This window comes from Janthinobacterium sp. GW456P, assembly GCF_002127655.1.
Classification (GTDB): Bacteria; Pseudomonadota; Gammaproteobacteria; order Burkholderiales; family Burkholderiaceae_D; genus Janthinobacterium.
This window is the reverse complement of record NZ_NEHB01000043.1, coordinates 14,150-38,520: the sequence shown is the minus strand read 5'-3', so window position 1 is coordinate 38,520 and position 24,371 is coordinate 14,150. Positions and strand designations below refer to the sequence as shown.

The 24,371-nt window shown below is 64.3% G+C and carries 19 protein-coding genes; 6 read left to right on the top strand and 13 right to left on the bottom strand.

Annotated features, from left to right (window positions below):
* Positions 1 to 137: 137 nt before the first annotated feature.
* Together CBW66_RS26530 and CBW66_RS26525 are read right to left on the bottom strand one after the other, a co-directional pair.
* Positions 138 to 623, bottom strand: coding sequence for a dihydrofolate reductase (locus CBW66_RS26530; RefSeq protein WP_086140579.1), 486 nt, complete (start codon positions 621 to 623; stop codon positions 138 to 140).
* Positions 620 to 1,411 carry an alpha/beta fold hydrolase gene (locus CBW66_RS26525; RefSeq protein ID WP_086140578.1) on the bottom strand — a complete coding sequence of 264 codons (792 nt, stop codon included), beginning with the start codon at positions 1,409 to 1,411 and terminating at the stop codon, positions 620 to 622. The genes CBW66_RS26530 and CBW66_RS26525 overlap by 4 nt, the downstream gene beginning before the upstream one ends.
* Positions 1,412 to 1,617: 206 nt before the next feature.
* Between CBW66_RS26525 and CBW66_RS26520 the strand changes: the two genes are divergently transcribed.
* From CBW66_RS26520 to CBW66_RS26505, 4 genes are all read left to right on the top strand, one after another.
* Positions 1,618 to 2,193 (top strand): TerD family protein, encoded by a 576-nt coding sequence (locus tag CBW66_RS26520; protein WP_034784423.1) that lies wholly within the window; start codon positions 1,618 to 1,620, stop codon positions 2,191 to 2,193.
* 76 nt (positions 2,194 to 2,269) lie between these two features.
* Positions 2,270 to 3,523, top strand: coding sequence for a TerD family protein (locus tag CBW66_RS26515; protein ID WP_086140577.1), 1,254 nt, complete (start codon positions 2,270 to 2,272; stop codon positions 3,521 to 3,523).
* Between the two features lie 9 nt (positions 3,524 to 3,532).
* Positions 3,533 to 4,873 carry a VWA domain-containing protein gene (locus tag CBW66_RS26510; RefSeq protein WP_086140576.1) on the top strand — a complete coding sequence of 447 codons (1,341 nt, stop codon included), beginning with the start codon at positions 3,533 to 3,535 and terminating at the stop codon, positions 4,871 to 4,873.
* Positions 4,874 to 5,056: 183 nt separating this feature from the next.
* Complete coding sequence (locus tag CBW66_RS26505; RefSeq protein WP_086140575.1) at positions 5,057 to 7,318, top strand: outer membrane beta-barrel family protein; 2,262 nt, start codon at positions 5,057 to 5,059, stop codon at positions 7,316 to 7,318.
* On the opposite strand, the gene CBW66_RS26500 is transcribed toward CBW66_RS26505, so the two are convergent.
* Together CBW66_RS26500 and CBW66_RS26495 are read right to left on the bottom strand one after the other, a co-directional pair.
* A complete protein-coding gene (locus tag CBW66_RS26500) occupies positions 7,315 to 8,355 on the bottom strand; it encodes an SMI1/KNR4 family protein (RefSeq protein ID WP_086140574.1) in 1,041 nt (346 codons plus the stop codon). The genes CBW66_RS26505 and CBW66_RS26500 overlap by 4 nt on opposite strands.
* Entirely contained in the window at positions 8,355 to 9,329 is a 975-nt protein-coding gene (locus tag CBW66_RS26495) for a thymidylate synthase (RefSeq protein WP_086140573.1), read from the bottom strand. The genes CBW66_RS26500 and CBW66_RS26495 overlap by 1 nt, the downstream gene beginning before the upstream one ends.
* 205 nt (positions 9,330 to 9,534) lie before the next feature.
* Between CBW66_RS26495 and CBW66_RS26490 the strand changes: the two genes are divergently transcribed.
* Together CBW66_RS26490 and CBW66_RS26485 are read left to right on the top strand one after the other, a co-directional pair.
* Positions 9,535 to 12,234, top strand: a complete 2,700-nt coding sequence (locus CBW66_RS26490) for an EAL domain-containing protein (protein WP_230492297.1) — start codon at positions 9,535 to 9,537, stop codon at positions 12,232 to 12,234.
* 198 nt (positions 12,235 to 12,432) lie between these two features.
* Complete coding sequence (locus CBW66_RS26485; RefSeq protein WP_086140571.1) at positions 12,433 to 13,875, top strand: OmpP1/FadL family transporter; 1,443 nt, start codon at positions 12,433 to 12,435, stop codon at positions 13,873 to 13,875.
* A gap of 232 nt (positions 13,876 to 14,107) precedes the next feature.
* On the opposite strand, the gene CBW66_RS26480 is transcribed toward CBW66_RS26485, so the two are convergent.
* Genes CBW66_RS26480 through wrbA form a run of 9 tightly spaced genes read right to left on the bottom strand, consistent with a single transcriptional unit; the run spans position 14,108 to position 24,359 of the window.
* The gene (locus CBW66_RS26480; protein ID WP_086140570.1) at positions 14,108 to 15,208 is read right to left on the bottom strand and encodes a low specificity L-threonine aldolase; all 1,101 of its coding nucleotides are present in this window, start codon (positions 15,206 to 15,208) and stop codon (positions 14,108 to 14,110) included.
* Positions 15,209 to 15,217: 9 nt separating this feature from the next.
* Positions 15,218 to 15,892: a leucine efflux protein LeuE gene (leuE, locus tag CBW66_RS26475; RefSeq protein WP_086140569.1), complete on the bottom strand. Its 675-nt coding sequence runs from the start codon at positions 15,890 to 15,892 to the stop codon at positions 15,218 to 15,220.
* 2 nt (positions 15,893 to 15,894) lie between these two features.
* Positions 15,895 to 17,778: an ABC transporter transmembrane domain-containing protein gene (locus tag CBW66_RS26470; RefSeq protein ID WP_268992769.1), complete on the bottom strand. Its 1,884-nt coding sequence runs from the start codon at positions 17,776 to 17,778 to the stop codon at positions 15,895 to 15,897.
* Positions 17,779 to 17,821: 43 nt separating this feature from the next.
* Positions 17,822 to 18,898, bottom strand: coding sequence for a lipocalin-like domain-containing protein (locus CBW66_RS26465; RefSeq protein WP_086142997.1), 1,077 nt, complete (start codon positions 18,896 to 18,898; stop codon positions 17,822 to 17,824).
* A complete protein-coding gene (locus tag CBW66_RS26460; protein ID WP_086140567.1) occupies positions 18,898 to 21,489 on the bottom strand; it encodes an FtsX-like permease family protein in 2,592 nt (863 codons plus the stop codon). Before CBW66_RS26460 ends, CBW66_RS26465 begins: the two co-directional genes overlap by 1 nt.
* The gene (locus CBW66_RS26455; RefSeq protein WP_086140566.1) at positions 21,477 to 21,905 is read right to left on the bottom strand and encodes a DUF4124 domain-containing protein; all 429 of its coding nucleotides are present in this window, start codon (positions 21,903 to 21,905) and stop codon (positions 21,477 to 21,479) included. Before CBW66_RS26455 ends, CBW66_RS26460 begins: the two co-directional genes overlap by 13 nt.
* Positions 21,902 to 23,344 carry an FAD-binding oxidoreductase gene (locus CBW66_RS26450; RefSeq protein ID WP_086140565.1) on the bottom strand — a complete coding sequence of 481 codons (1,443 nt, stop codon included), beginning with the start codon at positions 23,342 to 23,344 and terminating at the stop codon, positions 21,902 to 21,904. The genes CBW66_RS26455 and CBW66_RS26450 overlap by 4 nt, the downstream gene beginning before the upstream one ends.
* Positions 23,341 to 23,754, bottom strand: a complete 414-nt coding sequence (locus tag CBW66_RS26445) for a DUF2069 domain-containing protein (protein ID WP_086140564.1) — start codon at positions 23,752 to 23,754, stop codon at positions 23,341 to 23,343. Before CBW66_RS26445 ends, CBW66_RS26450 begins: the two co-directional genes overlap by 4 nt.
* Positions 23,751 to 24,359, bottom strand: coding sequence for an NAD(P)H:quinone oxidoreductase (wrbA, locus tag CBW66_RS26440; protein ID WP_086140585.1), 609 nt, complete (start codon positions 24,357 to 24,359; stop codon positions 23,751 to 23,753). Before wrbA ends, CBW66_RS26445 begins: the two co-directional genes overlap by 4 nt.
* Between the last annotated feature and the right edge of the window lie 12 nt (positions 24,360 to 24,371).

Here is a 24,371-nt window from a genome sequence, read left to right as displayed (position 1 = left end):
TAAGAACGGGATTCTCGCAGAAATGCGGCGTCTGCGGGAAAAAAATATCGCACCAAAGCGTCACAATCGTACGCTAGCGTGACGCATGGGTGTGACAGGGGTATTACAGCAACATTCTGGCTATCAACATCACCTTATCAGGCTTTGCGTTCCAGCGTGACAAAGGCGTAAGGCAGGCCGGATTTCTCCGAAACATGGGCCTCGCGCGCGGTTTCTTGCCACATGGCATGGTCCACGGCAGGGAAAAACGCGTCGCAATCAAAGGTCTGGCCGATTTCCGTGATGACTAAACGCTGGGCCAGGGCCAGTGACTGCCGGTAAATTTCGGCGCCGCCGATGACATAGCCTTCGGCGCCATCGAGCAGGGCGATGGCCGCTTCCACCGATGGCACCGCTTCCACGCCCTCATGGCGCCAGTCGGCATTGCGCGTGATGACGATGTTGCGGCGGTTCGGCAGCGGGCGGCCGATGGAATCGAAGGTCTTGCGGCCCATGAGGATGGGGTGGCCCGTCGTCAAACGCTTGAAATGCGCGAGGTCTTCCGGCAACTTCCACGGCAAGGTGTTGTTGATGCCGATGCCGCCTTGCTGGTCGGTGGCGACGATGATGGTCAAATGGCTCATTGGTTCTGTGAAAAAGGTGGGGGCGGGGCCCGATGCCCGTCATTATCGTTGAAATCGCCGGCAGCCTCCAGATGCGCACGCATGGCGTCGGCCAGCGGACCCGGCGCTTCCAGCGGAATCATGTGGCCCGTGTTCTCTTTCAGTATGTGCAGGGTGGCTTGCGGCAGGCGGGCCGCCATGGCGCGCAAATCGTCGGGGTTGACGAGCTTGTCGTCTTCGGCGCCCACGATCAGCACGGGGAAATCGAGCTCCGGCAAGCGTTCCATCAGGTCGGGGCGGGCTATCGTGGTGATGAATTGCGCCAGCAACACGTCCTTGCCCAGGTCCAGGCCCATTTGCTGGATCAGGCCCGTGATGGCGATATCGTCCAGGTGCGACGGGTGCAGCAGTTCGCGCAGGCGCTGGCGCGTGATGCCCGTATAGGCGTTGCGCTCCAGCATGGCGACGATGCGCTGGCGCGCTTCGATTTCGGCCGGCAGCAAACCCTTGGCGGAATTGGCGATCAACGTCAAGGATTGCACGCGCCGCGGCTGTGCCAGCGCGTGTTCGAGCGCCAGGTAGGCGCCCAGCGAAAAGCCCACCAAATGGGCTTGGGGCGCACTGTGGCTGGCGATCATCGATTGCATCTGCTGGCGCGTGCGCGCCTGGTGCAGGTGCACGTGGCGTAGATCAAAGGCGCGGCCCAGGGCAGGCGCCAGGCGCGACCACAGGCGTTCGTCGCACAAGGTGCCGGGGATGCAGTCGAGTTGTATCTTGTTCAAGGACAATCCCGGGATCAAGTCGCTCATGAGGGTGAAAATTTTCGTCGAGCGGCATTATCCGTCATTTTGCGCATCGGGGCAGCGGTATGGTATTTTCCCTATAGCATTATTTTCAATAGTGCGCGGCTGACAAGCAGGCACTTTATGGTAGGCTCATGGCTCATCAAGCCGGGTACCGGCGAGGTGACCTGAAACACCGAATGCAACCCACTCATTAAACAAAGGGAAATACCATGGCGATCAGTTTGCAAAAAGGCGGCAATGTCAACCTGAGCAAGGAAGCTCCTGGCTTGAAGAAAATCGTGATTGGCCTGGGCTGGGACCCGCGCGCCACCGATGGCGCCGCTTTCGACCTGGACGGCAGCGCCTTCCTGCTGAAAACGGATGGCAAGGCCCGTTCCGATGCCGATTTCATTTTCTACAACAACCTGAAGTCGGCCGACGGCTCCATCGTCCACGCGGGCGACAACACGACGGGCGGCGGCGATGGCGATGACGAAAAAGTGGCCGTCGACTTGGCCAACGTGCCGGCCGACATCGACAAGATCGCCGTGGCCGTCACCATCCATGACGCGGAAAACCGCAAGCAAAACTTCGGCATGGTAGGCAAGGCCTATATCCGCTGCCTGAACGGCGACAACGGCGCGGAAATCGCCCGCTACGACCTGTCGGAAGACGGCTCGACGGAAGCGGCCATGATCTTCGGCGAAATCTACCGCGCCGGCAGCGAATGGAAATTCAAGGCCATCGGCCAGGGTTTCAAAGGCGGCCTGGGTCCTCTGGCACGCTCGTTCGGAATTAATGCATAAAAAGTAATTGTTTGCGTCAATGTACCGGGTGGCGTCGCTGCCCGGTTCTGTATCCCCTTCTTTTCTACCTGATCCCATGGAAAACCTGATCAAGGGGCAGCGCCTGGCGCTGTCCGGCCTCATCACGGGCAACGTCGTGCAACTGGGCCTCGCCAGTGCCGGCGTGCCGCTCGATTTCGCGTGTTTCGGCCTCGATGCCGCCGGTAAATTGTCCGATGACCGCTACATGACGTTCTTCAACCAGCCGCGCACGCCGTGCGGCGGCGTGGAAGCGGCGGCGCCGTCCGGCGATGCGGCCGGCTTCAGCTACCAGCTGGACCGCTTGCCTGCGTCCATCGAGCGCCTGGTCGTCACGGCCGCCATCGATGGCGCGGCCACCATGGCGCAGCTGGGCAGCGGCTACCTGCGGCTGCTCGACGGCGGGAGAGAATTGGCCCGCTACACCTATGCGGGTGCTGATTTTGCGCAAGAAAAAGCCGTCATGCTGGGCGAGTTCTACCGCAAGGACGGGGGCTGGCGCTTCATGGCCGTGGGCCAGGGTTTTAACGGCGGCCTGGACGCACTGGTCGCGCATTTCGGCGGCGAAGTGGCGCCGGCGGCAGCGGAACCGGCGCCGCCGCCCAAGATTTCCTTGTCGAAAATTTCGCTGACCAAGGCGGGGCAGACGCACAAGGTGTCGCTGGAAAAGGGCGCGGGCGCGCCGGGCAAACTGACCGTCAAGGCCACCTGGGTCGATAACGGCGATGGCGACGACGATAACGACGACCTCGATTTAAGAGTCGGCATCCTCTTGCCGAATGGCCAGATGCGCTTCATCCAGGCGCCCGATGCGGCCGGGAACTTCGACAGCATGCCTTTCGTGCGCCACCTGGGCGACGTGGCGGGCGCATCGGGCAAGGAGCCATCCACGGAAACGGTGGAAGTCAATCCTGCGCTGGCGCAACATTACGGCGGCACGGTGGGCCTCGTCTTCAGCGTGTATTCGGCGCTGGCCAATGGCGCCGTGTCGGTGGCGTCCATGCGGCCGAAGATGGTCATGCAGTATGGCCAGCAGGTCGTCGAGTGCGATTTCGATTTCCGTTTGTCCAAGGCGGCCGACGACGATACCGTCTACACCTATGTGATCGGCATGGCGCGCGTCACGCCCGACAGCATCATCCTTGAACCGTCCGGCAAGACGTCGGAGCCGGGCAGCGAAGCGACGCCGTGGCTGAGCTGGCAGGGCGAGCACCTGCAGCTGGCCTTCAACGGTCCCGTCGTCTTCAAGGGCGAGGACAAGGAAGATGAAGATGATTGCAATGCGGACAATCCACGCCGCTATATCGCCTAGGAGGCACTGATGGAAACCTTGTCCAAAGGTCAGCGCTTGCCGCTGGCCAATCTCGTTCCCGACGGCGTGCTGGACATCGGCGTCGCCGCGCTGGGCCTGGCGCTCGACGTGGCCTGTTTCGGCCTCGATGCGGCCGGCAAGCTGTCCGACGAGCGCTACATGACTTTTTTCAACCAGCCGCGCACGCCGTGCGGCGGCGTGGAAGCGCGCGCCGGCAGCGGTGGCGACATGGCCGCGTTCGCCTTGCAGTTGGCGCGCCTGCCGGCCAGCGTGGACCGTCTCGTCGTGACGGCGTCGATTGATGGCGGCGGCGTGATGTCGCAGCTGCAAGCTGGCCATGTGCGCCTGCAGGCGGGCGGACGCGAACTGGCCCGCTTCGCGTTTGCGGGCAGTGATTTCGCACAGGAAAAAGCCGTCATGCTGGCGGAAATTTACCGCAAGGATGGCGGCTGGCGCTGCATGGCCGTGGGCCAGGGCTTCAATGGCGGACTCGATGCGCTGGTGCGCCACTTTGGCGGCGAAGTCGACCAGGCCGCGCCTGCCAAGCCGGCGGCTTCGGCCGCTTCGGCCATCCAGCAGGCGAAGATCAACCTGGAAAAGCGCGTCGAACGCGAGGCGCCGCAACTGGTGAGCCTGGTCAAGCAGGCGGGCGTGTCGCTGCAAAAAGTGGGCCTGTCCGACCATCGGGCCAAGGTCTGCCTGTGCCTCGATATTTCCGGCTCCATGGGACGGTTATATAAAGAGGGGCTGGTGCAGCGCTTTGCCGAGCGCATCCTGGCCCTGGGCTGCAAGTTCGACGACGATGGCGAGATCGACGTTTTCCTGTTCGGCAAGAATGTCCACCATCCGGCACCGATGGCCTTGAGCAACTGCAATACCTATGTGGGCCAGGCCATACAGCGCCATCCGCTCGAGGGCGACACGCGTTACGGCGCCGCCATGCAGGCGATCCGCGCGTTTTATTTCCCGGACAAGGCCGGCGGCGAGCGCACGCGCCCCGTCGCTGCCGAGTTGCCCGTGTACGTGATGTTCGTCACCGATGGCGGCACCAGCGACCAGGCGACGACGGAAAAACAATTGCGCTGGGCCAGTAACGAGCCCATCTTCTGGCAATTCATGGGCATCGGCAAGGGACGCAAATCGAAAAGCAAGTTCCTCGCCGCCTTTGCCGATTCCGACTTCCCGTTCCTGGAAAAGCTCGACGAATTGCAGGGCCGTCTGGTCGATAACGCCAATTATTTTTCCGTCAGCTCGCCCGACGAGCACAGCGATGCGGAACTGTATGACTTATTGATGACGGAATATCCGGGCTGGCTGACACTGGCGCGCGGCAAGGGCTTGCTGAGCTAACGTCAAGATAGCGCAAAGCTCATCGGATGAGGCCGTACGGCCACAAGTGCCGGAGATTTGTAAATTGAAGTAAATAACAATGGTTCGCATTTGCTTTGCTGCTTGCAATCGTGGCATGCTTGGAATGTGCTCTCACGCTGCGGCGTAGTGCCTCATCCGTAGCGTCTCGATTATTTTAGCCAAATGCATAAACTTCTTTTCCATTGCCTGGCGGGCGGCAGCCTGCTCGTCTCCGGCGCCGCCGTCCAGGCGCAAACCGTCACCGGCGATACCGTCGTCAAGCCGGCCCCGGCCGCCGAATCTCCGCCGTCCGTCAGCGTGACGGCAGAACGTCCGACGGGCCGCATCGACCGTCAAGTCTACGATGTCAAATCCGACGTGGGCAGCACCAATGGCACGGCGGCCGATGCCTTGAACAATGTGCCGTCGGTGGCCGTCGATCCCGATGGTTCCGTGTCCCTGCGCGGCAGCAGCAATGTGCAGATATTGATCGACGGCAAGCCGTCGGCCATGCTGCAGGGCGATTCGCGCGGCGCCACCCTGAACGCCATGGCGGCAGACGATATCGAATCGGTGGAAGTGATCAACAATCCCGGCGCCCAGTTCGGCAACGAAGCCGGTGGCGGCCCGATCCTGAATCTGGTGATGCGGCGCAACCGCAAGCCGGGCGGTTTTGCCACCGTCAACGCGAATGTGGGCATCGCCGGGCGCTACAACAGCTCCGTCTCCGGCAGCTATAACGAAGGGCCGTGGGGCTACCAGGGTGGCATCAATGTGCGCCATGACGGCCGCAATTCCGTGGCCGAGGTCAGCCGCGAGCGCCTGGAGCGCGGTACCGGCGCTTTTGCTCCCAGCAGCCAGCAGTCCACCAGCAACGGCTTGAACGACTCGCTGGGCTTGCATGGCACCGTCAATTACAACCTGAACGCGAATGACACCCTGGCCGCCAGCGTGTCGTATAACGGGCGCAGCAACGACCAGCGCTCGCTCGACCGCTACCTCAATGGCGACAGCACGGGCAGCACGATAGGCGACTATGTGCGCAGCACCGTGCGCAACGGCGACAGCCGCAACTACAGCTGGGGCGCACGCTACGACCACAAGGGCGAGTTGCCGGGCGAAACCCTGAAAATCGACTTGCGCGTGTCGTCGTCGACCAACGAGAGCGATAGCGATTACGCGAATACCTACGCGGTCGCGCCCGTGAACGCCTATGACAGCCGCGCACGCCAGCACAGCGAGACGGGCAACCGCATCGTCGACTTCAGCGGCGACTATGAGCGTCCGCTGGCGGGCGGCATGGCCAAGCTCGGTTACAAGGTGGCCGACAACAGGAGCAGCTTCGACACCCTGTACACGGACATCAACCCGGCCAGCCTGCTGGAGACCGTCAACCCCATGCGCAGCAACCGTTTCGAGCTCGACGAACGCACCATCGCGCTGTACGGCTCCTACCAGATGCGCCTGAGCGAGCGCTGGGGCGCCCTGGCCGGCTTGCGCGCCGAATACACGGACTTGACCGTGCGCCAGATCACCAGCGGCGTCGAGGCCGGCAACAACTACGTCAACTACATTCCCAGCCTGTTTGCCACGTATAAGGTCAGCGACGAGAGCAATCTGCGCTTCAGCTATGCGCACCGCCTGCGCCGCCCGAGCGCGGGCGACCTGAACCCGTACGTGATCTACCGCGATGAGTTCAATGTGTCGGCCGGCAACCCGAAGCTGAAACCCACGCAGACGGATTCGTTCGAGATCGGCTATGAAACGAAATTGTTTGGCCTGGAAAGCAGCTTGCGCGGCTACCACCGCCGCGACACGGACGCCATCGTCGATTACCGCTACTTTATTAGCGACAACGTGCTGCTGACGACGCGCGAAAACGGCGCGGGCAGCCATTCGAGCGGCCTGGAGTTCAGCGTCAGCGGCAAGCTGACGCCATCGCTGACCCTGAACACGAGCGGCAACCTGGCGCGCAGCCAGCAAACCAGTTCCGACGACCTGGGCAACCGCAGCACGCGCACGGCGAATGCCCTGAGCGGCCGCGCGCGCCTCAATTACCAGATCAATCCCGCCAACCAGCTGCAACTGGCCCTGCAAATGCAAGGCAAGATGCTGTCGGGACAGGGCTACCGCTCGCCGAACAACACCTTGAATATGAGCTGGCGCCACACGGTGACGCCGCAATTGAGCCTGGTCATGAATGTGACCGATGTGTTCAGCAGCAACAAGATGGAAACCGTCATCAACAGCGCGTCCCTGCGCGAGACGAGCACGCGGCGCTTCGATGGACGCATGATTTATGTGGGACTGTCGTACCGCCTGGGCGGCGCCACGTCGGCGGCGAAAGAGGGCGGGCGGGAACCGCACTTCGGTCCGCCGGGCGGACGGGGGCCGGGCGGCCCAGGCGGCCCCGGCCCGGGCGGACCGGGAGGCGAAGCAGGCTAGGCCGCTGCCGCGATCTCGTTGAGGAAATCGATGAAACTGTCCGCATGGCGTTCGAAGCGCCATGTGCCCATGCCGTGTTCAGCCGTGTACACGGGCGCATCGCCGCCGGCAATGGTGCCCAGGTCCAGGCAATACGGATCGGCGCCCGCGTCGGCGATCACCAGGTATTGTTCCGGCCAGCCGGCGATGGCGGCGCCGCTGACGGAATCCCATGCGTAACCGTGCTGGGCCTTGACCAGCCCGGCCGCGCCGTACAGGCTCAAGCCCTGGAAATAATCTTTGCTGTCGATAAACACCCTGAGCGGCGAATAGCAGGCCAGGAAGCGCCGGTACTGCTCCGGCAAGGCCCAGCGCTGCGCGATGCCGGCCATGTCGGCGGCGCTGGCGATGGTCAGCCAGTTCGATGGCTGCGCCAGGTCCTGCTCTTTCCTGCGCCGGGCCGCCAGTTTTTTCTCCAGCCTGGCGGCGGCTTTTTCCAGCGGCGTGCGCGGATCATCGAGCGACGCGTGGGTGGCGGGCGCCGCATGGCCTGCGCCATCCGGGTAGCCATTGCGCTGCCAGGCCAGCACGGCAGCTAGCGGGAGGCTGTCGGGCTTCCAGTGGCCGGGGTCATGCGGCAAACCCGTGTCGAAAGGCTGGCGGCTGAAGACGGCCAGGCTCTTGATCGCCCTGGCCCGCACTTCCAGGCGCGCGGCGCCGGACTCGGCCAGCGCCACCAGCGGCGCATAAGCATCCTTGCCTATGCTTTTCAGCATGCCGTCGACGGCCCGGTAGGCCAGCTCGGGCTGCGTCAATGCCCAGGCGAAAAATGCCGTATGTTCATTGGCTTCCGCCAATTGCACGATATCGCTCATCAGAAAGGCGCGCCAGTGCAACAGTTGCCCATCGCGCGCATATGCCGTCAGGATGGCGAGCACGGCTTGCCGCTCGTCGGCAGCATGCTTCTTCAGCAGCCGGTCTTTCAAGTTTGAAAACTTGACGCCGTCCGTTTCGTCAAACAGCTTGCGGTGCAGCGCCGCCAGCGGTGCGGCCGCCATCAGACGGCCATCGCCGCCTTGATCGGCGCATGGTGTTCATAGCCTTCCAGCGAGAAATCCGACGGTTCGATCTTTTCCAGCCATTCCGGCTCGTACTTGCCCGTCTTGGCATAGTCGGGCACGCGGTCGGAAATGATGAACTTCGGCGCGGGGAAGGGTGTGCGCTTGAGTTGCTCTTCCACCATGTCGAGGTGGTTTTCATAGATGTGCGCGTCGCCGATGAAGTAGGTGAACCAGCGCGGCGTGTAGCCCGTCAGGCGCGCCACGAGGTGCAGCAGGGCCGCGCCTTCGGCGATGTTGAACGGCGTGCCCAGGCCGATATCGTTGCTGCGCACATATAAACACAGCGAGATTTCGCGCGTGCTGGCGTTCGGGATGAACTGGTACAGCAAGTGGCAGGCGGGCAGGGCGACGGCATCGAGCACGGCCGGGTTCCAGCCGTGGAACAGGATGCGCCGGCTGCCCGGGTTGTTCATGATGGTGTCCAGGCATTCGCGCAACTGGTCGACAGCCTTGTACAGCAGCACTTTTTGCACGCCGTCTTCGGCGATGGGGGCGATCAGGGTGTACCCGTTCGCTTGCGCGTCGGCGATCTGCGCGGGCTTGGCCGCGTCGAGCAGCTTGTACGCGGGCCATTGACGCCATTGCACGCCATACACTGGACCGAGGTCATCCTCGCCTTCACGGTAGGGGTTGGCCAGCCATTGCGCATTTTCATTGGCGTTCTGGTCCCACACCTTGCAACCGAGCGCGCGGAAGTCGGCCGCGTTGCGCGAGGCGCGCAGGAAGGCGCACAATTCGCCGATCACGGATTTGAAAGCCAGTTTCTTGGTCGTCACGGCAGGGAAATTGCCGTTGGCCAAGTCGAAACGCATCATGGCGCCCGGCACGCTCAGGGTGCGGATGCCCGTGCGGTTGTCTTGCCAGCTGCCCGTTTCGAGCACGGTCTTGATCAAATCTTGATATTGCTGCATGTATTTCTCCAACGGTAAGGATGGTGATTGTAACGCAGGCGCGACAGGCGGTCTGCGGGCCGCATATATAATTACGCGGCCGGCTTACCTGTAAACATGACTCTGTGGTAATTTGTGTGTCCTTGAGGAAATACACGGAAATGGCAGACGCTGCACCATGTTCTTGCGACAATTTGTAAATAATCATAACGGTGCCGTAGTGGAGATGAGCAGGGCCGATTTTTTCAAGGCCAATCTGCGCCTGATTTTGGCCTGGCCCTTGCTGGGGCTGGTCCTGTGCGCGGTGCTGTGGACGGCCACCTTGCTGCAGCTGGAGGCGGAAAAAAAGGTGGCGCAGCAGCAGGCGCTCGACAGTGTTTCCTCGTTGTCGAAAGCCTATGGCCAGTATCTGCTGCGCACCCTGGAGCAGATGGACCAGCTGACCTTGCAGCTCAAGTATGAATGGGAAAATTCGCGCGGCCAGTTGCGTCTCGACCAATTGAAGACGCAGGGCATGTATGCCTTGCCGCAATTTGCCATCGTCGCCATTCTCGACCGCAAGGGTCATCCCGTGACCGCAACGGCGCCGCTGCAGCGCCTGCGCGTCAACGAGCGCAGCGATTTCCTGCTGCGCCATTGGCGCAGCAATTCCAGCGCGCTGCGCATCGCGCTGGGGAGGGCGAGCGAAGCGGCGGCAACCCCGGGCGCCGACGAACGCCTCGTGCATTTCACGCGCCGGCTGGAAGATGGGGATGGCAATTTCGACGGCGTGCTGCTGATCTCCATCCACTCCAGCTATTTTTCCGAATTCTACAACAGCGTCAATTTCGGCAAGTTCGGCATGTCCGCCATGGTGGACGAAGAGGGTGAGCTGTTCAGCACGCGTCTCGGCTCGCGCGTGCTGCCGGCCCGGAGCGGCCGGGGCACGCCCTTCCTCGACACGAGCTTCCTGGAAACGGAGAGCGGCGCCCTGCATTCGGGCGGCAGGATCGCTTTTTCCGACAAGCAAAGCCGTTATGTGGGCTGGCAGGCGCTGAAAGCCTATCCGTTTACGGCCGTGGTCGGCCTGTCGGATGGCGAAATGCTGCATCCCTACGAGGAAACGCGCACCATCTATATCGGCATCGCCCTGGCCGTCACCGTGCTGCTGCTGGCCTTTGCCGCCGTCGCCACGGTGCTGTCGCTGCGCCTGGCGTGGCGCCACCACCAGTCCGAAGGCGTGCGCAATGCCTACCGCATGGCCACCGAAGGCACGAGCGACGGCTTTTATATCATCGCCGCCCTGCGCGGCGCCGATGGCAGCATCCTCGATTTCGAGATGGTTGACTGCAACGAGCCGGGCGCCGGCTACTTCGGCGTGCGGCGCGAACAATTGCTGGGCATGCGCCTGCAGTCGCGCGCCCATGAGCCGTACTTCCGCGACCTGATCCACAATTACCGGGCCGCCATGGAGTCCGGCTTCTCCGAGGAAGAGATCGAGCTGCCGGAAGGCAATCCCTTCAAGCTGCGCTGGATACGCCGGCGCCTGGTGCGCAGCGGCGACCGCTTGGCCGTTACCCTGCAAGATATCAGCACGGCCAAGGAGCACGAGCGCGACTTGCGCCGCCTGGCCAACGAGGATGGCTTGACGGGCTTGCCCAACCGATACTGGCTGCAGCAATTCCTGCCCGGCGCCCTGGGCCGCGCCGCCATCGCGCGGCGCATGCTGGCGCTGCTGTTCATCGACCTGGACGGCTTCAAGGATATCAACGATACGCAGGGCCACGCCGAGGGAGATAAAGTGCTGCGCGCCGCCTCCTTGCGCCTGAAGGCCGTGCTGCGGCCGGGCGACCACGTCGTGCGCCTGGGCGGCGACGAATTCGTTGTCGTGCTCGACCCGGTGGAGGACGACAGCCGCGCCGAGCAGGTGGCGCAGCGCATCGCCATCGCCTTCGACGAACCGTTTTACCTGGGCAGCGAACGCCACAAGATGGGCGCCTCGATCGGCATCAGCCTGTATCCGCGCGATGGCGCCGAGACGGAAGTGCTGCTGAAGAACGCCGACATCGCCATGTATGCCGTCAAAGTGGCGGGCAAGGGCCATCACCGATTTTTCCAGCCGGAATTGTTCGAAACCATCCGCAGCCGCCGCGAACTGGAGCAAAGCCTGGTGGCGGCGCTGGAGCAGGACCAGTTCCTCGTCGTCTACCAGCCGAGGGTCGACGCCATGAGCGGGCAGCTGTGCAGCATGGAGGCGCTGGTGCGCTGGCACCATCCGCAGCATGGCATGGTGCCGCCACTGGAATTCATCCCCGTGGCCGAGAGCAGCGGCCTGATTTCGCAGCTGGGCGAAGTCGTCATCGAAAAGGTGTGCCTGCAAATGGCGCGCTGGCAAGCCAGCGGATTGGAACTGGTGCCCGTATCGATCAACGTCTCGGCGCGCCAGTTCGGCCGTGGCGACGTACACCAGGTGCTGGCGTCCGCGCTGACGCGCCACCGCATCGACGCGCGCCTGATCGAGGTGGAGATCACGGAATCGGCCATGATGGATGAGCAGAACCGCGCCGTGGAGCAGCTATCGGCCATCCGCGCGCTGGGCGTGCGCCTGCTGGTCGACGATTTCGGCACCGGCTATTCCTCGCTGTCGCAGCTGCAGAAGTTCGCCATGGATGGCTTGAAGATCGACCGCGCCTTTACCATGGAGCTGGGCCGCTCGGAGCAGGGCGAGGTCTTCGTGCGCGCCATCCTGTCGATGGCGCATGCGCTGGGCATGAGCGTGGTGGCCGAAGGCGTGGAGACGCGCGAGCAGCTCGACATTCTGCGCGTGCTGCAATGCAATGAAGTGCAGGGCTATTTCATCTCGCGTCCCGTGCCGGCCGAACAGATGCTGGCGCTGATGCATCAGCGCTTCCTGATACCGCTTCCAGCCCCGGCGCCGGTCCTGTAGGACGCCGTGACTGGCGCGGAAAACAACGCCGTTTTATAAAAAGAGCGAACGTTCGCTTTTTCCCAAAAAATATTATATGCTTCGCTCATGCCGTCGGTGAATTGGAGTTCACGGCGGCAAGAACAGTGCAAGACGGGTGAGGTTGAGCTACCCGGGACAATGTGACGAAGACACTTCATATAATAAAGAGAGACTAACTTGAAACATAAATATCTGCCCCTCCTCATCGCCGTCGCATGCGCCGGCTTCGCTTCCACCGCCCAGGCATCGGGCTACCGTTTCGGTTCGCAAAGCGTTTCCGCCCAGGGCACGGCGGACGCCAGCGGCGCCGAAGCGGCCGACGCGTCGACCATTTTCTATAACCCGGCCGGCATGGCGCGCCTGGAAGGCACGCAATTCGTCGGCGGCGGCACCCTGGTTGTACCGCATTCGACCTACACGGATTCGGGCTCCAAGCCTTTCTTCCCGGGCAACCGCACGCCTTACGCGGCAACCAAGGACTATGCGCCGGATGCCGTGTTCGCGCCAGCGCTGTATGCCAGCAAAAAAATCAATGAGCAGTGGACCGTCGGCGCTGGCCTGTTCGTGCCGTATGGCGCCAAGCTCGACTACGGCAACGACTGGTATGGCCGCTACGCGATCACCAATATCAAGCTCGAAGCCATCGCCCTGAATCCTTCCGTGTCGTTCAAGCTGGACCAGCACCACTCGTTCGGTTTCGGCGTGACGGCCGAATACATGAAGGCGGAACTGGGCCAGGGCGTGGACGTGCCCGGTTCGGTTGCCTTCCTGGGCAAGTTTGCCCCTAGCGCATCGCAGGCCTTCCTGGCCAATATCGCCAAGACGCAAGGTCTGGCCGCGGCGCAAGCTGCGGGCGCCGCGCTGCAGGGCCCGATCAAGGATGGCCACGCCTCGATGGACGGCCATGACTGGGGCTTCGGCTTCAACCTGGGCTACCTGTACCAGCTGAACGAAGGCACGCGTTTCGGTATCGCTTACCGCTCGTCGATTTCGCACAAGCTCAAGGGCAGCACCATCTGGGACTTCTCGCAAGTGACGAGCAATCCGGCCGTGAACGCTTTTATCGCCAAGGCCTCGAACAAGGTCAATTCGCAAGCGCTGGTGGAATTGCGCACGCCGGAAACCCTGTCGGTCAACGCCTTCCATCAGATGGATGATAAGTGGGCCTTGATGGGCGACGTCACCTGGACCCGCACTTCGCGCCTGCAGAACCTGGACATCCAGTTCCCGCCGACGGCCGAAGGCGCCGAGCGCATTCGCCAGAACTGGAAAGACACCTACCGCGTGTCGCTGGGCACCAACTACAAGTACAGCGAAAGCCTGATGCTGCGCGCCGGTATCGCCCACGACCAGGCGCCGGTCCGCAGCGCCGAATTGCGCCACCCGGCCTTGCCGGACAGCGACCGCATGCAGTATTCGATCGGCGCGAACTGGAAGCTGAACGCCAATTCCTCGATCGACCTGGCCTACAGCTATATCGACTTCAAGGATGCTGACGTCAACTACACAAACGACTGCTCGCCGGTCAAGACGGGCTGCACCGGCAACGGTGAAACGACCAAGGGCCTGTTCAAGACCCGCATGCAGTTGATCGGTCTCGCTTACAACTACAAGTTCTAAGCAGGTAGTGGCGGCCAACCCGGCCGCCATGAATGAAAAAAGCGCCTTCGGGCGCTTTTTTTTGGCCAGACCCCGGCTTTACGGGTTTCGTGGATGGTGGTGCGCTGTTGTGCACGGTAGGGTGCAGGTCGGATTAGCGTGGCGAAGCCGCGCGTAATCCGGCGGTATTGTTGGCTGTGGTTACGGTTGTGGCTGTGGTGTTGTCGGCTTACGCGCTGTGCGCTAACCCGACCTACGCCGATGGTGCCTTGTTACGCATGGCCTGATCCAGCAGCCTCAGGGCGTGGCGCACGCTGTCGTCCGGCAGGTCCAGCAAGTTATCTCCCACATACCACTCCACCATGCTGTGGCCGGGCAGGGCCGCGTGGCTGGCGCGGCCGAACAGCCAGATGCCGTGGTCTTCGGCCACCTGGTTGCGGATGGCGATCGCCCGCTCGCGTGACACGGGCAGGTGCAGGTGCAGCATGTTCGCTTGCGGCTGGGCGGGATTGACGGCTATCGATGGAAAATCGCGCAGCAGCGCGTACAGCCACTGCGTGCGCGCAAAATACTGCGGCATGGCGGCGAGGCGGGCGTCGAACTGCATGGCGGCGGCCACCACGTAGGGCGTGCGGTGCACGATGTTGCCGCCCTGGCGGTGGAACCACGCGCGCGCACGCTCGACAAACGGGCGGCTGCCGGCCAGCATGGCGCCGCCGAGGCCGCCGACGCCCTTGTACAGCGACACATAGACGGAGTCAAAACCGTCGCAGATGGCGGGCAGGGACTGGCCAAAACCGGCTTGCGCTTCCCACAGGCGCGCGCCATCCATGTGCAGGTGGATATTGTGCTCGCGGCAGTGCCGCTTGATGTCGTTCAATGTATCCCACGAGGGGCACTGGCCGCCGATTTCGCGCATCGGCAGTTCGACCTGCGCGGCGCCCAGCGCATCGGGTACGGCGCGCAGGTCGTCCGCCGTCCACGGGCGGTGCGGGTCGCCGATCATCAAGCCCTTGAAGTGGTCGAGCAATTCATGGTTGCCCCGCTCGTGGCGCAGGAAGTGCGACGTCGGATGCAGCGCCACCAGGCGCGAACCGCGGTCCTGGCAGGCCAGGCGCAGTGCAGTCACCTGCGTCATGGTGCCCGTGATGCAGAACACGGCCGCTTCGAAACCGAGCAGGCTGGCGATCTTGTTTTCGAACTGTTCGATCAGCGCGCCTTCGCCATAGGTATCGTGCGCAACATCGTTGGCGCCGCACCAGGCGGCCATGGCGGCGAAGGTGGCCGCTGGCGTGGGCTGGCGGTGGCCCGGCAGGACGGTATGGCAGCGCTGGCGCAGTTCAAGCTCGTTCACGGCAGTTCCTTACAGTGTGGCCGTGGCCAGTTTCGCGCCAAAGCCGATGAACATGGCGCCCACGCCGCCGCCCATGCCGGCCGACAGGCGGCGACGGCGGCGGAAGGTCTCGGCCAGACGCGCGCCGACAAAGATGATGGCCGTCAGGTAGCTAAAGCTGATCACCTGGCAGATCAGGCCCAGGCCAATGAAGGACAGCACCGGGTTCGGGAAGGCCGGATCGACGAACTGGATGAAGAACGAAATGAAGAACAAAATCGCTTTCGGATTCATCAGGCTGATGATCAGGGCCTTGCGGAACGGATCGCTTTCCTTGACGGGGGCAGGTACGGCTGCCGCTTCGCCCTCAGCGGGAGCGGGCGCGCGCAGCTTGCGCCAGCAGCCTATCAGCATTTGCAGGCCGATCCAGCCCAGGTAGGCCGCGCCGATGTATTTCACGACGTAGAACAGGGCCGGGCTGGCCTTCAGCAGCGAAGCGACGCCGCAGGCCGACAGGACCATCAGAATCAGGTCGCCGGCGAAGATGCCGAAGGCGCCCTGGTAGGCGGGCCGCACGCCGCGCTGGGCGGCGACCGACAGCACGTACATGGAGTTGGGCCCGGGCAGGATGACGATGAAGATGGTGCCCAGTAAAAAGGTCCAGAAATCGGTGATGCCCAGGTTGGCATGGAAAAGTGCGTTCATGATTATTCCGCTGGATTGAGCTGTACGTGATGGAATTGCAGTGCTGCAAGATTTGCATAGATGCCCCCGAGCGCAACCAGCGACGCATGCGTGCCCGTCTCGACGATCCTGCCGTCTTCCATGACGACGATGCGGTCGGCCCGCTGCACGGTGGCCAGGCGGTGCGCGATGATGACGGTGGTGCGGCCCACCATCGCCGCTTCCAGCGCCTTTTGCACCAGGCGCTCCGATTCCGCGTCGAGCGCGCTGGTCGCTTCGTCGAGCAGCAGCAGCGGCGGGTTTTTCAGCAGGGCGCGGGCGATGGCGATGCGCTGGCGCTGGCCGCCGGACAGGCGCACGCCCCGTTCGCCAAGGAAGGATTTATAGCCATTCGGCAGGCGTTCGATGAATTCGTGGGCGGCCGCCATTTTTGCTGCGGCGATGACTTCCTCGTCGCTGGCGCCCGCGCGGCCGTAGCGGATGTTTTCCATGGCGTCTGCCGAGAAGATCACGGTATCTTGCGGCACGATGCCGATGGCGTCGCGCAGGGTGTGCAGGTCGAGCTGCTTGATGTCCACGCCGTCGAGGCGGATGCTGCCGCCTTGCGGGTCGTAGAAGCGCAGGAACAGCTGGAACAGGGTGGTCTTGCCGGCGCCGGACGGGCCGACGACGGCCACCGTTTCGCCGGCGCGGATGTCGAGGCTGACGTGGTCCAGGGCGTGGGTGTCAGGGCGCGACGGATACGAGAACATGACGTCGTCCAGCGACAGCGCGGCGCCATTTGCGGCGCGCGCGGGCAGCGGCAGCGGCGTGGCAGGCGATTCGATTTCCGATTTGACGGCCATCAGTTCCAGCAGGCGCTCGGTGGCGCCGGCGGCGCGCTGCGCTTCGCCCATGACTTCGGACAGGGCGCCGATGGCGCCGGCCACGATGGAGGCGTACAGGATGAACTGGCCCAGGTCGCCGCCCGTCATCGCGCCTTCCAGCACGGCGCGCGCGCCCAGCCACAAGACAAACACGATGGTGCCGAAGACCAGCAGAATCGCGATCATGGTCAGCAGGGCGCGGGCGCGGATGCGGCGCATCGCCGTCATGAAAGCGCCTTCGACGGAGTCGCCGAAGCGCTTCGATTCGATTTTCTCGTGCGTAAACGCCTGCACGGTGGGCATGGCGTTGAGGATTTCGCCAGCCATGGCCGAGGCGTCGGCGATGCGGTCCTGCGAGTCGCGCGACAGTTTGCGCACCTTGCGGCCAAACACGATGATGGGAACCACCACGAGAATCAGGAGGCCGATGATAATGCCGGCCAGCTTGGCGCTGGTGACGAACAGCATCACCAGGCCGCCCAGGAACAGCAGCACGTTGCGCAGCGCCATCGAGATGCTGGTGCCGACGACGGCCTGGATCAAGGTCGTGTCGGTGGTGATGCGCGACAGGACTTCGCCCGTCTGCGTGGTTTCAAAGAATTCCGGGCTTTGCGTAACGACGTGGCGATACACGGCGCTGCGGATGTCGGCCGTGACGCGCTCGCCCAGCCACGACACCGTATAGAAGCGCGCCGCCGTGGCCAAGGCCAGGATGGACGCCACGCCGAACAGGGCGAGGAAGACCAGGTCGACATGCTGGATGCTTTTCGAGCCGGCCGCGCCGCCGAAACCGAGGTCGATCATCTGCTTGAAGGCGGCGGGAATGGCCAGGGTCGAGGCGGCGGCCACCACCAGCGCGATACCGGCCAGGAAGAACTGCTTGCGGTACGGCGTCAGGAAGGGCATCAAGCCCTTGAAGGCGGCCAGGCTGCCCTTTTTCAGTTCGCGGCTGCTGCCGGTATCAAGAGTTGGTGTGACAGTTGCTGTACTGGTGCTGCCTGTTTCTGTACTGGTGCTGCCTGTTTCTGTGCTGGTTGTCATTGTTTTTCGCTTTGATTTACATATTCGATGGTGCTGATAACGCTTATAACTTCATCGGCTGGACATAGCCCGTCATTTCCAGGTAGGCGCGCCCCACGGGCTGGCCGTCGCGCTCCACCGTCACGGCGCCTTCCCAGTACACGGCCCCCGTCGAGCGGCGCGAATCGAGCTCCTGGTCCGCCTGCAGGGGCTTGATCTGCCAGCGCGTGGCACCCGTGCGGATCTCGGTGGCGACCGGGTATTCGGCCTGCGTGCGGGGCGAGCGCCACAGCTGCGTGGGCGTGAAATCGACGTCGCCGGGCATGAACTGCGTCATCTTACCGGACGCGTCGCGCCATGTCGCGTGCGCCCATAGTTTAGCACCTGTCTTGCTGCGGATCTGGAAGGCCATCAGGGCGCCGCCGTCATCAAGGTTGGCGCCGATCCAGTTCCAGCCGCTGGCATCCGCATCGAGCACCTGGCTCGACCACTCGTGATCGAGCCAAGTGGCGCCCGTCACGGCTTCCGCCTTGCCGCCCGCGCGGGCGATCGTGCCCGTCGTGCGCAGTTGCGGCTCGCTGTAGTAGTAACTCGATTGCGCGGGCCGCGCGCCCTTGCGCGAATAGCCGCCAACGCCTTGCAGCAGCACGGGCTGCGTGGGCGCCAGGGTCAGTTGCAAGTGAAAATCGCGCGCGGCCAGGCTGACCCGGTAGCTGCCGTCGGCTTGCCGCTGCATGCGCCAGTCGTCGAGTTTAACGTCCGTGTCGCCCACCTTGGCGTAGGCCAGGCCGAAACCCTCGCGCGCGCTTTTCTCGTCGTGCAGCAGCTTGCCCACTTTCGGATCGGACAGGGCCGCATGGCCGATGATCAGCTGCTTCGGCGCGAAGGCGCTGGGGTTGTCCGTATCGGCGGCCGTGGCGCTGCGAAAGAAGGTCACCTGGTAGCCCAGCTGCTCGCCACCGCTGGTTTTTACCCAGCCCGTGGCGTACCACCATTCCGTTTTATACGCGGGATGGGCGCCGAAATCGTGCGGCATGCGCAGGGTCTGGCCGGCCGGCAGCGGCGTGACGGGGGCGAACGCGGGCGGCGCGGCGATGGCGGCGGCGCTGCAGAACAACAATAAACAAGTCAAGCGGCGCATTACCAGTCCTCCCTGACGGCGCGGATGGGGCCAGCGGACAGCGCCTGGCGCCCCGCGATGAGGGCGGTGAGGGCGGCTGCCGTCAGCAGGGCGCCGGCCACGGTGGCGATCAGGGGCCACGGCAGGTGCAGCTGCATGGTCCAGTGGAACGATTGCGGGTTGACGATGAAGACCAGCACAAAGCTGATCAACAGGCCCAGGACAAAACCGGTGGCGATGCCCAGCGCCGTCAGCGCGCCGCCCTCGAGCGCCAGGATGGACAGGATCTGGCTCCGCGTCACGCCCACGTGGCGCAGCATGCCGAATTCGCGCGCGCGCGCCAGGGTCTGGGCCGAGAACGTGGCGGCCACGCCGAACAGGCCGATGACGATGGCGATGGCTTCCAATAAATACGTGACGGCGAAGCTGCGGTCGAAGATCTGCAGGCTCAGGGCGCGGATGGCCGACGGGTTCGACACTTCCAGGCTGGCGCCGAAAGGCAAGGCTTTCAGGCGCTGCTGCAACTGCTCGCCCGTCGCATCCTTGGCCAGCCACAGGGCTGCGTCGCTGACGTCCATGTCACCCGTCAGCGCGCGGTAGTCATCGAGCGGCATCTGGATGGCGCCGGACGAGCGCGCATAGTCGCGCCAGATGCCGGCGACGAAGAACTGGTGCAAGCCGCCCGCCAGCGGCAGGGCTATCTGCTGGCCGGGCTTGACGTTGTACAGGTCGGCCGCCGCTTCGGACAGCCACACGGGTTTCGCGCCATCCGGCACGGCGAATGTCTCGCCCACCAGCACCATGCTCTTGCCCGCGTCCTGCAAGTTGATGGGGCGCGCCAGCAGCATGACATTCGGGCGGTCGGGCGCCAGCGACAGCGAGCGAAGGCGCTGGAAATCGGCCCTCGCCACGCCGGGCAGGGCGGCGATGCTCGCTTGTTCGCGCGGATTCAGGCCCGCCGTGCCGCCGCTGGCCGCCGGGCGCGTGTACACGTCGGCCGGCAAGATCTGCAGCAGCCAGTCGTCGACGGAGACGCGGAAGCTCGACACCATGATGGCCATGGCCACCATCAGGCTAAAGCTCGACAGCACGCCACCGAGCGCGATGCCGGCTTGTCCCGAGGCGTTCGCCAGGCGGGCCACGGTCAGGCTGCGCACGGGCGCGTGCCGGCTCGCCTCCGTGCGCAGCCAGGCGGCTTGCAGGGCGCGGAAGACGACGGCCGCCAGCTGCGGCATCAGGGCGATGGCGCCGATCAGCAGCAGCGCGATGGAGATATAGCCGAACAGGGGCAGCTCGAATACGGGCGGCAGCAACGTCAAAGCGCCGGCCAGCAGCAGACACGCCAGCGCGGGCCAGGTCTTGGCCAGGCGCGTCGTCACGACTTCCTCGCTGCCCGATTTGAGGGCGATGGCGGGGGCGGCGCGCGCCGCTTCCAGCGCGGGCGCGGCGCAGCCCAGCAAGGCTACGCCCAGGCCCAGCGCGAAATACACGAAGGCGGCGACGGGCGTGAATTGCACCTGCGGCTGCACGCCCGCGAAATAGCCGGCGCCCAGGTCGCCGCCGAAAAAGCGCAGGGCCACGGCCGCCATGGCGTAGCCGCCGGCGATGCCGAGGGCCGCGCCGACCACGCCCAGGCTTGCGCCCTCGAGCAGCACCTGGCGCAGCAATGGCCGGCGCTCCATGCCCAGCACGCGCAGCAGCGCGAACTGGCCGCGGCGGCGGATGACGGACAGGGCCTGCGTGGAAAAAACGAGGAACGCCCCGGTAAACAAGGCGACCAGGGCCAGCACCGTCAGGTTGACCCGGTAGGCGCGGCTCAGGTTATTGTTGCGGCTATTCTGGTTTTCGTCATTCGGCTGGCCCACCTGGAAACGCCCCGGGTACCGTGCTTCGAGCGTGCGCGCGAGGTCCGCCTGGAAGGCGTCGCGGTTGACGCCCTGGCGCAGTTTCAAGTCGATGCGTGACAGCTTGCCCAGCTTGTTGAAGCGCCATTGCGCCGCGCCGATATCCATGACGGCGATGCGCTGGCCTGCGCGTGCCCGCTGCAGCGAGCCGGCCACGCGCAGCGAGACGCTGCCCGTGCCCGATTGCAGCGCGATGCTGTCGCCTTGGGCTACCTTGAGCCAGCGCAAGGCGGCCGGCGATAGAAAGACGGCATTGTCGGCCAGGGTGTCGAAAGGCTGGCCCTCGGCCGGCGCGCCGATCAGGTCGGGCGAGATGAAGCCGGCGCGGAAGACGTCGAGCGCCAGGATGTGCAGCGGGCCGCCGTCATTCTTGCCGCTCACGCCGGCCTGCAATTCCAGCACGGGCGACGCCACGGCCACGCCCTCGCGCTGCGCCAGCCACGGGTAGACGGCTTCGTCGAACAGCGCTTCGCGTCCGGCCACCTGCACGTCGGCCTGGCCGGACAGGCTTTTGACGGCCGTGGAAAATTCATTGAAGGCAGCCGCGTTGATCAGGTGGATGGCAAAGCCCAGCGACACGCCGATGGCGATGGCCAGGATGGCGACGAAGGCGCGCACGGGATGCGCGCGCCATTCGCCCAGCAGCAGCCAGCGCGACAGCAGGCGCATGCCCGCGGGATGTGCTGCCGGCGCACTCAATTCAGACATTCGACGGCCAGGCGCTCGCCGGCGCGCCGCGCTTTCAGTTGCGCCGCACCGCGGGTTTTGTCGCCCGCGCCGACGGCGTCCTGCGCCGCCCATTTTTGTTCCAGCCGTAGCTGGGCACAATGCTTCTCGTGCATTTCCTTCTGTTTGGCGGCCCGTTCGCGCGCCTGGTCTTCCAGGTTTTCACGTTTCTTGCGCGCCGCTTCCATCTGGCTGGCCACGCGTTCCTGACGCGTGGCCGCGCCCTTGTCGACGGCGGGCGGAGGCGAGGGAACTTCCAGGATCTGCAGCTGCCCGCCGGTGCAGGGCGTGGCGCTATAGCTGGTCTGGCCATCCTGCACGCATTTGTAGACGTCCTGCGCGCCGGCGGAACCGGCCAGCAAGGCCATGGCGCAGAGGAGGATGGACGGCGCCTTCACAGGATTTTCCCCGGATTCATGATGTTCTGCGGGTCCAGCGCCTGTTTGACGGCGCGCATCAGCTGCAGTTCCAGCGGCGATTTATAACGCGCCAGGTCATCCTTCTTCAGCGCGCCGATGCCGTGTTCGGCCGAGATGGAACCACCGAAAGCGTGCACTTGGTCGTGCACGATGCGGTTGATGGCGTCCTGGTTGGCGAGGAAGTCGCCATCCGTCATGCCGGCTGGCGGCGCCACGTTGTAATGGAGGTTGCCGTCGCCCAGGTGGCCGAAGCACACGAGCTGGCAGCCGGGGAAGGCTGACTCAAGGGCCGCATCCGTGACGCCGATAAAATCGGCGATGCGGGAAATGGGCAGCGAGATATCGTGTTTGATGTTCTTGCCCGCCTGCGCCTGCGCCAGCGGAATATGCTCGCGCAGCTGCCACAGGCCTTCGGACTGCGCCACGGAACTGGCGACGACGGCGTCTTCGATCAACTCGTCTTCCAGGGCCGCGCCGATGCTCGCCTCGAGCAATTCCACGGCGTGCGCCTCGGACTGGCTGCTCGATAATTCGAGCAGCACATATTGCCCATGCGACTGGCCGTGCGGCCCGGCGAAAGGACGCGGCAGCTGGGGAAACTGCTCGGCCACCAGTTGCAGGCAATACCGCGACATCAGTTCAAACCCCGTCAGGCTGGCGCCGCAATGGTCCTGCATCAGGCTTAACAAGCGCAGGGCGTGGGCGGGAGAGGGCATGGCGGCCAGCGCCGTGATGCAGGCTTTCGGCTGCGGATACAGTTTCATGACCGCGCCGGTAATGACCCCCAGGGTGCCTTCGGCGCCGATGTACAGGTCGCGCAAATCGTAGCCGGTATTGTCCTTGCGCAGGCCGCGCAAGCCGCTCCAGATCTCGCCCTGCGGCGTGACCACTTCCAGGCCCAGGCACAGCTCGCGCGTGTTCCCGTAGCGCAGCACGGCCGTGCCGCCCGCATTCGTCGCCAGGTTGCCGCCGATGGTGCAACTGCCTTCGGCCGCCAGCGACAGGGGAAACAGGCAGCCGGCGGCGCTGGCCGCTTCCTGGATGGTCTGCAAAATGCAGCCCGCATCGACGGTGATGGTGCGGTTGACGGGGTCGAGCGCGCGGATGCCGTTCAGGCGCGCCAGCGACAGCACGACGGCCGTGCCGGCGGCGTCGGGGATGCTGCCCAGCACCAGGCCCGTATTGCCGCCCTGCGGCACGACGGGCACCTGCCATTGCGCGCAGGCGCGCAGGATTGCGGCCACTTGTTCCACGGTGGCGGGGCGCAGCACGGCCAGGGCCTTGCCCGTAAACCGGTCGCGCCAGTCGGTGAGGAAGGGCGCCGTATCGGCATCGCGGGTGAGGACGTAGGTGTCGCCCAGCAGGTCGCGGCAGGCGGCGAGGAAGTCGGCTTGGTCATGCACTGGCTGTTCGATCATTTTTTGATGCTCACTTTATTCACTTTTTCCAGCAGTTCCTTGGCCATGCGCCTGGCGGCCTTTTTATATGGGCGCAGATACAGCACGGCGCAGGCAAAATAGACGCAGACGATGGCCGCCTCGCCCCAGGCCATCAGGGCCGAGGTGGGGTTGGTGTCGCTGTAGCCGCGCACCACGCCTTCCGTAAAATACAGCAGGATCACCATCGACGACCATTGCAGGGTGTAGACGTCGCGCTTGATCACGCCGTACAGGGGAATGAGCAGGGGCGCCGCCTTCAGCACGACCCAGGAGCCGCCCGGCTGCAGCGGCGCGACGACGGTTTCCCACAGCAGGCACCAGACGATCAGGGTGATCAGGCTGGCGATGGCGCCCCAGTGAAAATACTTGTGCAGTGCGCCGTGCATCATGCGCCTGCCAGTTTCGCGGCGTTTTCCGCCAGGCGCCGGCCCAGGGCGACGGCCAGGCGCTTTTCATCGTCGCTCAAGGCCTTGTCGCCGGCTATGCCCGACCAGTGCGTGGCGCCGTACGGCGAGCCGCCCGTGGACGTGGTCATCAGCTCAGGATGCGTGTAGGGCAGGCCCATGACCAGCATGCCGTGGTGGAAGAGGGGAATCATCATCGACAGCAGGGTCGATTCCTGGCCGCCGTGCAGGCTGCCCGTGGACGTGAACACGCAGGCGGGCTTGCCGGACAGGCTGCCGGCCAGCCAGTCGCTGGCCGTGCCATCCCAGAAGTACTTCATGGCGGCGGCCATGTTGCCGAAGCGCGTGGGCGAGCCCAGGGCCAGGCCCGCGCATTCCTGCAGGTCGTCCAGTTCCACATAAGGAGCGCCATCAGGCGGCACTTCCGGCGCCGTCGCTTCCGTTACGGTGGAGACGGCGGGCACGGTGCGCAGGCGGGCATCGCAGCCAGGCACGCTTTCCACTCCCTGGGCTATCAGCTCGGCCAACTGGCGCGTGGCGCCATGGCGTGAATAAAACAATACGAGAATAATCAGATTGGTTGGCTTCATCATTGGTATTAT

What these genes read in the sequence shown, in the direction of transcription:
- CBW66_RS26530 (WP_086140579.1), bottom strand. Translation starts at nt 623, where the DNA reads ATGAGCCATTTGACCATCATCGTCGCCACCGACCAGCAAGGCGGCATC.
- CBW66_RS26525 (WP_086140578.1), bottom strand. Translation starts at nt 1,411, where the DNA reads ATGAGCGACTTGATCCCGGGATTGTCCTTGAACAAGATACAACTCGAC.
- CBW66_RS26520 (WP_034784423.1), top strand. Translation starts at nt 1,618, where the DNA reads ATGGCGATCAGTTTGCAAAAAGGCGGCAATGTCAACCTGAGCAAGGAA.
- CBW66_RS26515 (WP_086140577.1), top strand. Translation starts at nt 2,270, where the DNA reads ATGGAAAACCTGATCAAGGGGCAGCGCCTGGCGCTGTCCGGCCTCATC.
- CBW66_RS26510 (WP_086140576.1), top strand. Translation starts at nt 3,533, where the DNA reads ATGGAAACCTTGTCCAAAGGTCAGCGCTTGCCGCTGGCCAATCTCGTT.
- CBW66_RS26505 (WP_086140575.1), top strand. Translation starts at nt 5,057, where the DNA reads ATGCATAAACTTCTTTTCCATTGCCTGGCGGGCGGCAGCCTGCTCGTC.
- CBW66_RS26500 (WP_086140574.1), bottom strand. Translation starts at nt 8,355, where the DNA reads ATGGCGGCCGCACCGCTGGCGGCGCTGCACCGCAAGCTGTTTGACGAA.
- CBW66_RS26495 (WP_086140573.1), bottom strand. Translation starts at nt 9,329, where the DNA reads ATGCAGCAATATCAAGATTTGATCAAGACCGTGCTCGAAACGGGCAGC.
- CBW66_RS26490 (WP_230492297.1), top strand. Translation starts at nt 9,535, where the DNA reads ATGAGCAGGGCCGATTTTTTCAAGGCCAATCTGCGCCTGATTTTGGCC.
- leuE (WP_086140569.1), bottom strand. Translation starts at nt 15,892, where the DNA reads ATGAACGCACTTTTCCATGCCAACCTGGGCATCACCGATTTCTGGACC.
- CBW66_RS26470 (WP_268992769.1), bottom strand. Translation starts at nt 17,778, where the DNA reads ATGACAACCAGCACAGAAACAGGCAGCACCAGTACAGAAACAGGCAGC.
- CBW66_RS26465 (WP_086142997.1), bottom strand. Translation starts at nt 18,898, where the DNA reads ATGCGCCGCTTGACTTGTTTATTGTTGTTCTGCAGCGCCGCCGCCATC.
- CBW66_RS26460 (WP_086140567.1), bottom strand. Translation starts at nt 21,489, where the DNA reads ATGTCTGAATTGAGTGCGCCGGCAGCACATCCCGCGGGCATGCGCCTG.
- CBW66_RS26450 (WP_086140565.1), bottom strand. Translation starts at nt 23,344, where the DNA reads ATGATCGAACAGCCAGTGCATGACCAAGCCGACTTCCTCGCCGCCTGC.
- CBW66_RS26445 (WP_086140564.1), bottom strand. Translation starts at nt 23,754, where the DNA reads ATGATGCACGGCGCACTGCACAAGTATTTTCACTGGGGCGCCATCGCC.
- wrbA (WP_086140585.1), bottom strand. Translation starts at nt 24,359, where the DNA reads ATGAAGCCAACCAATCTGATTATTCTCGTATTGTTTTATTCACGCCAT.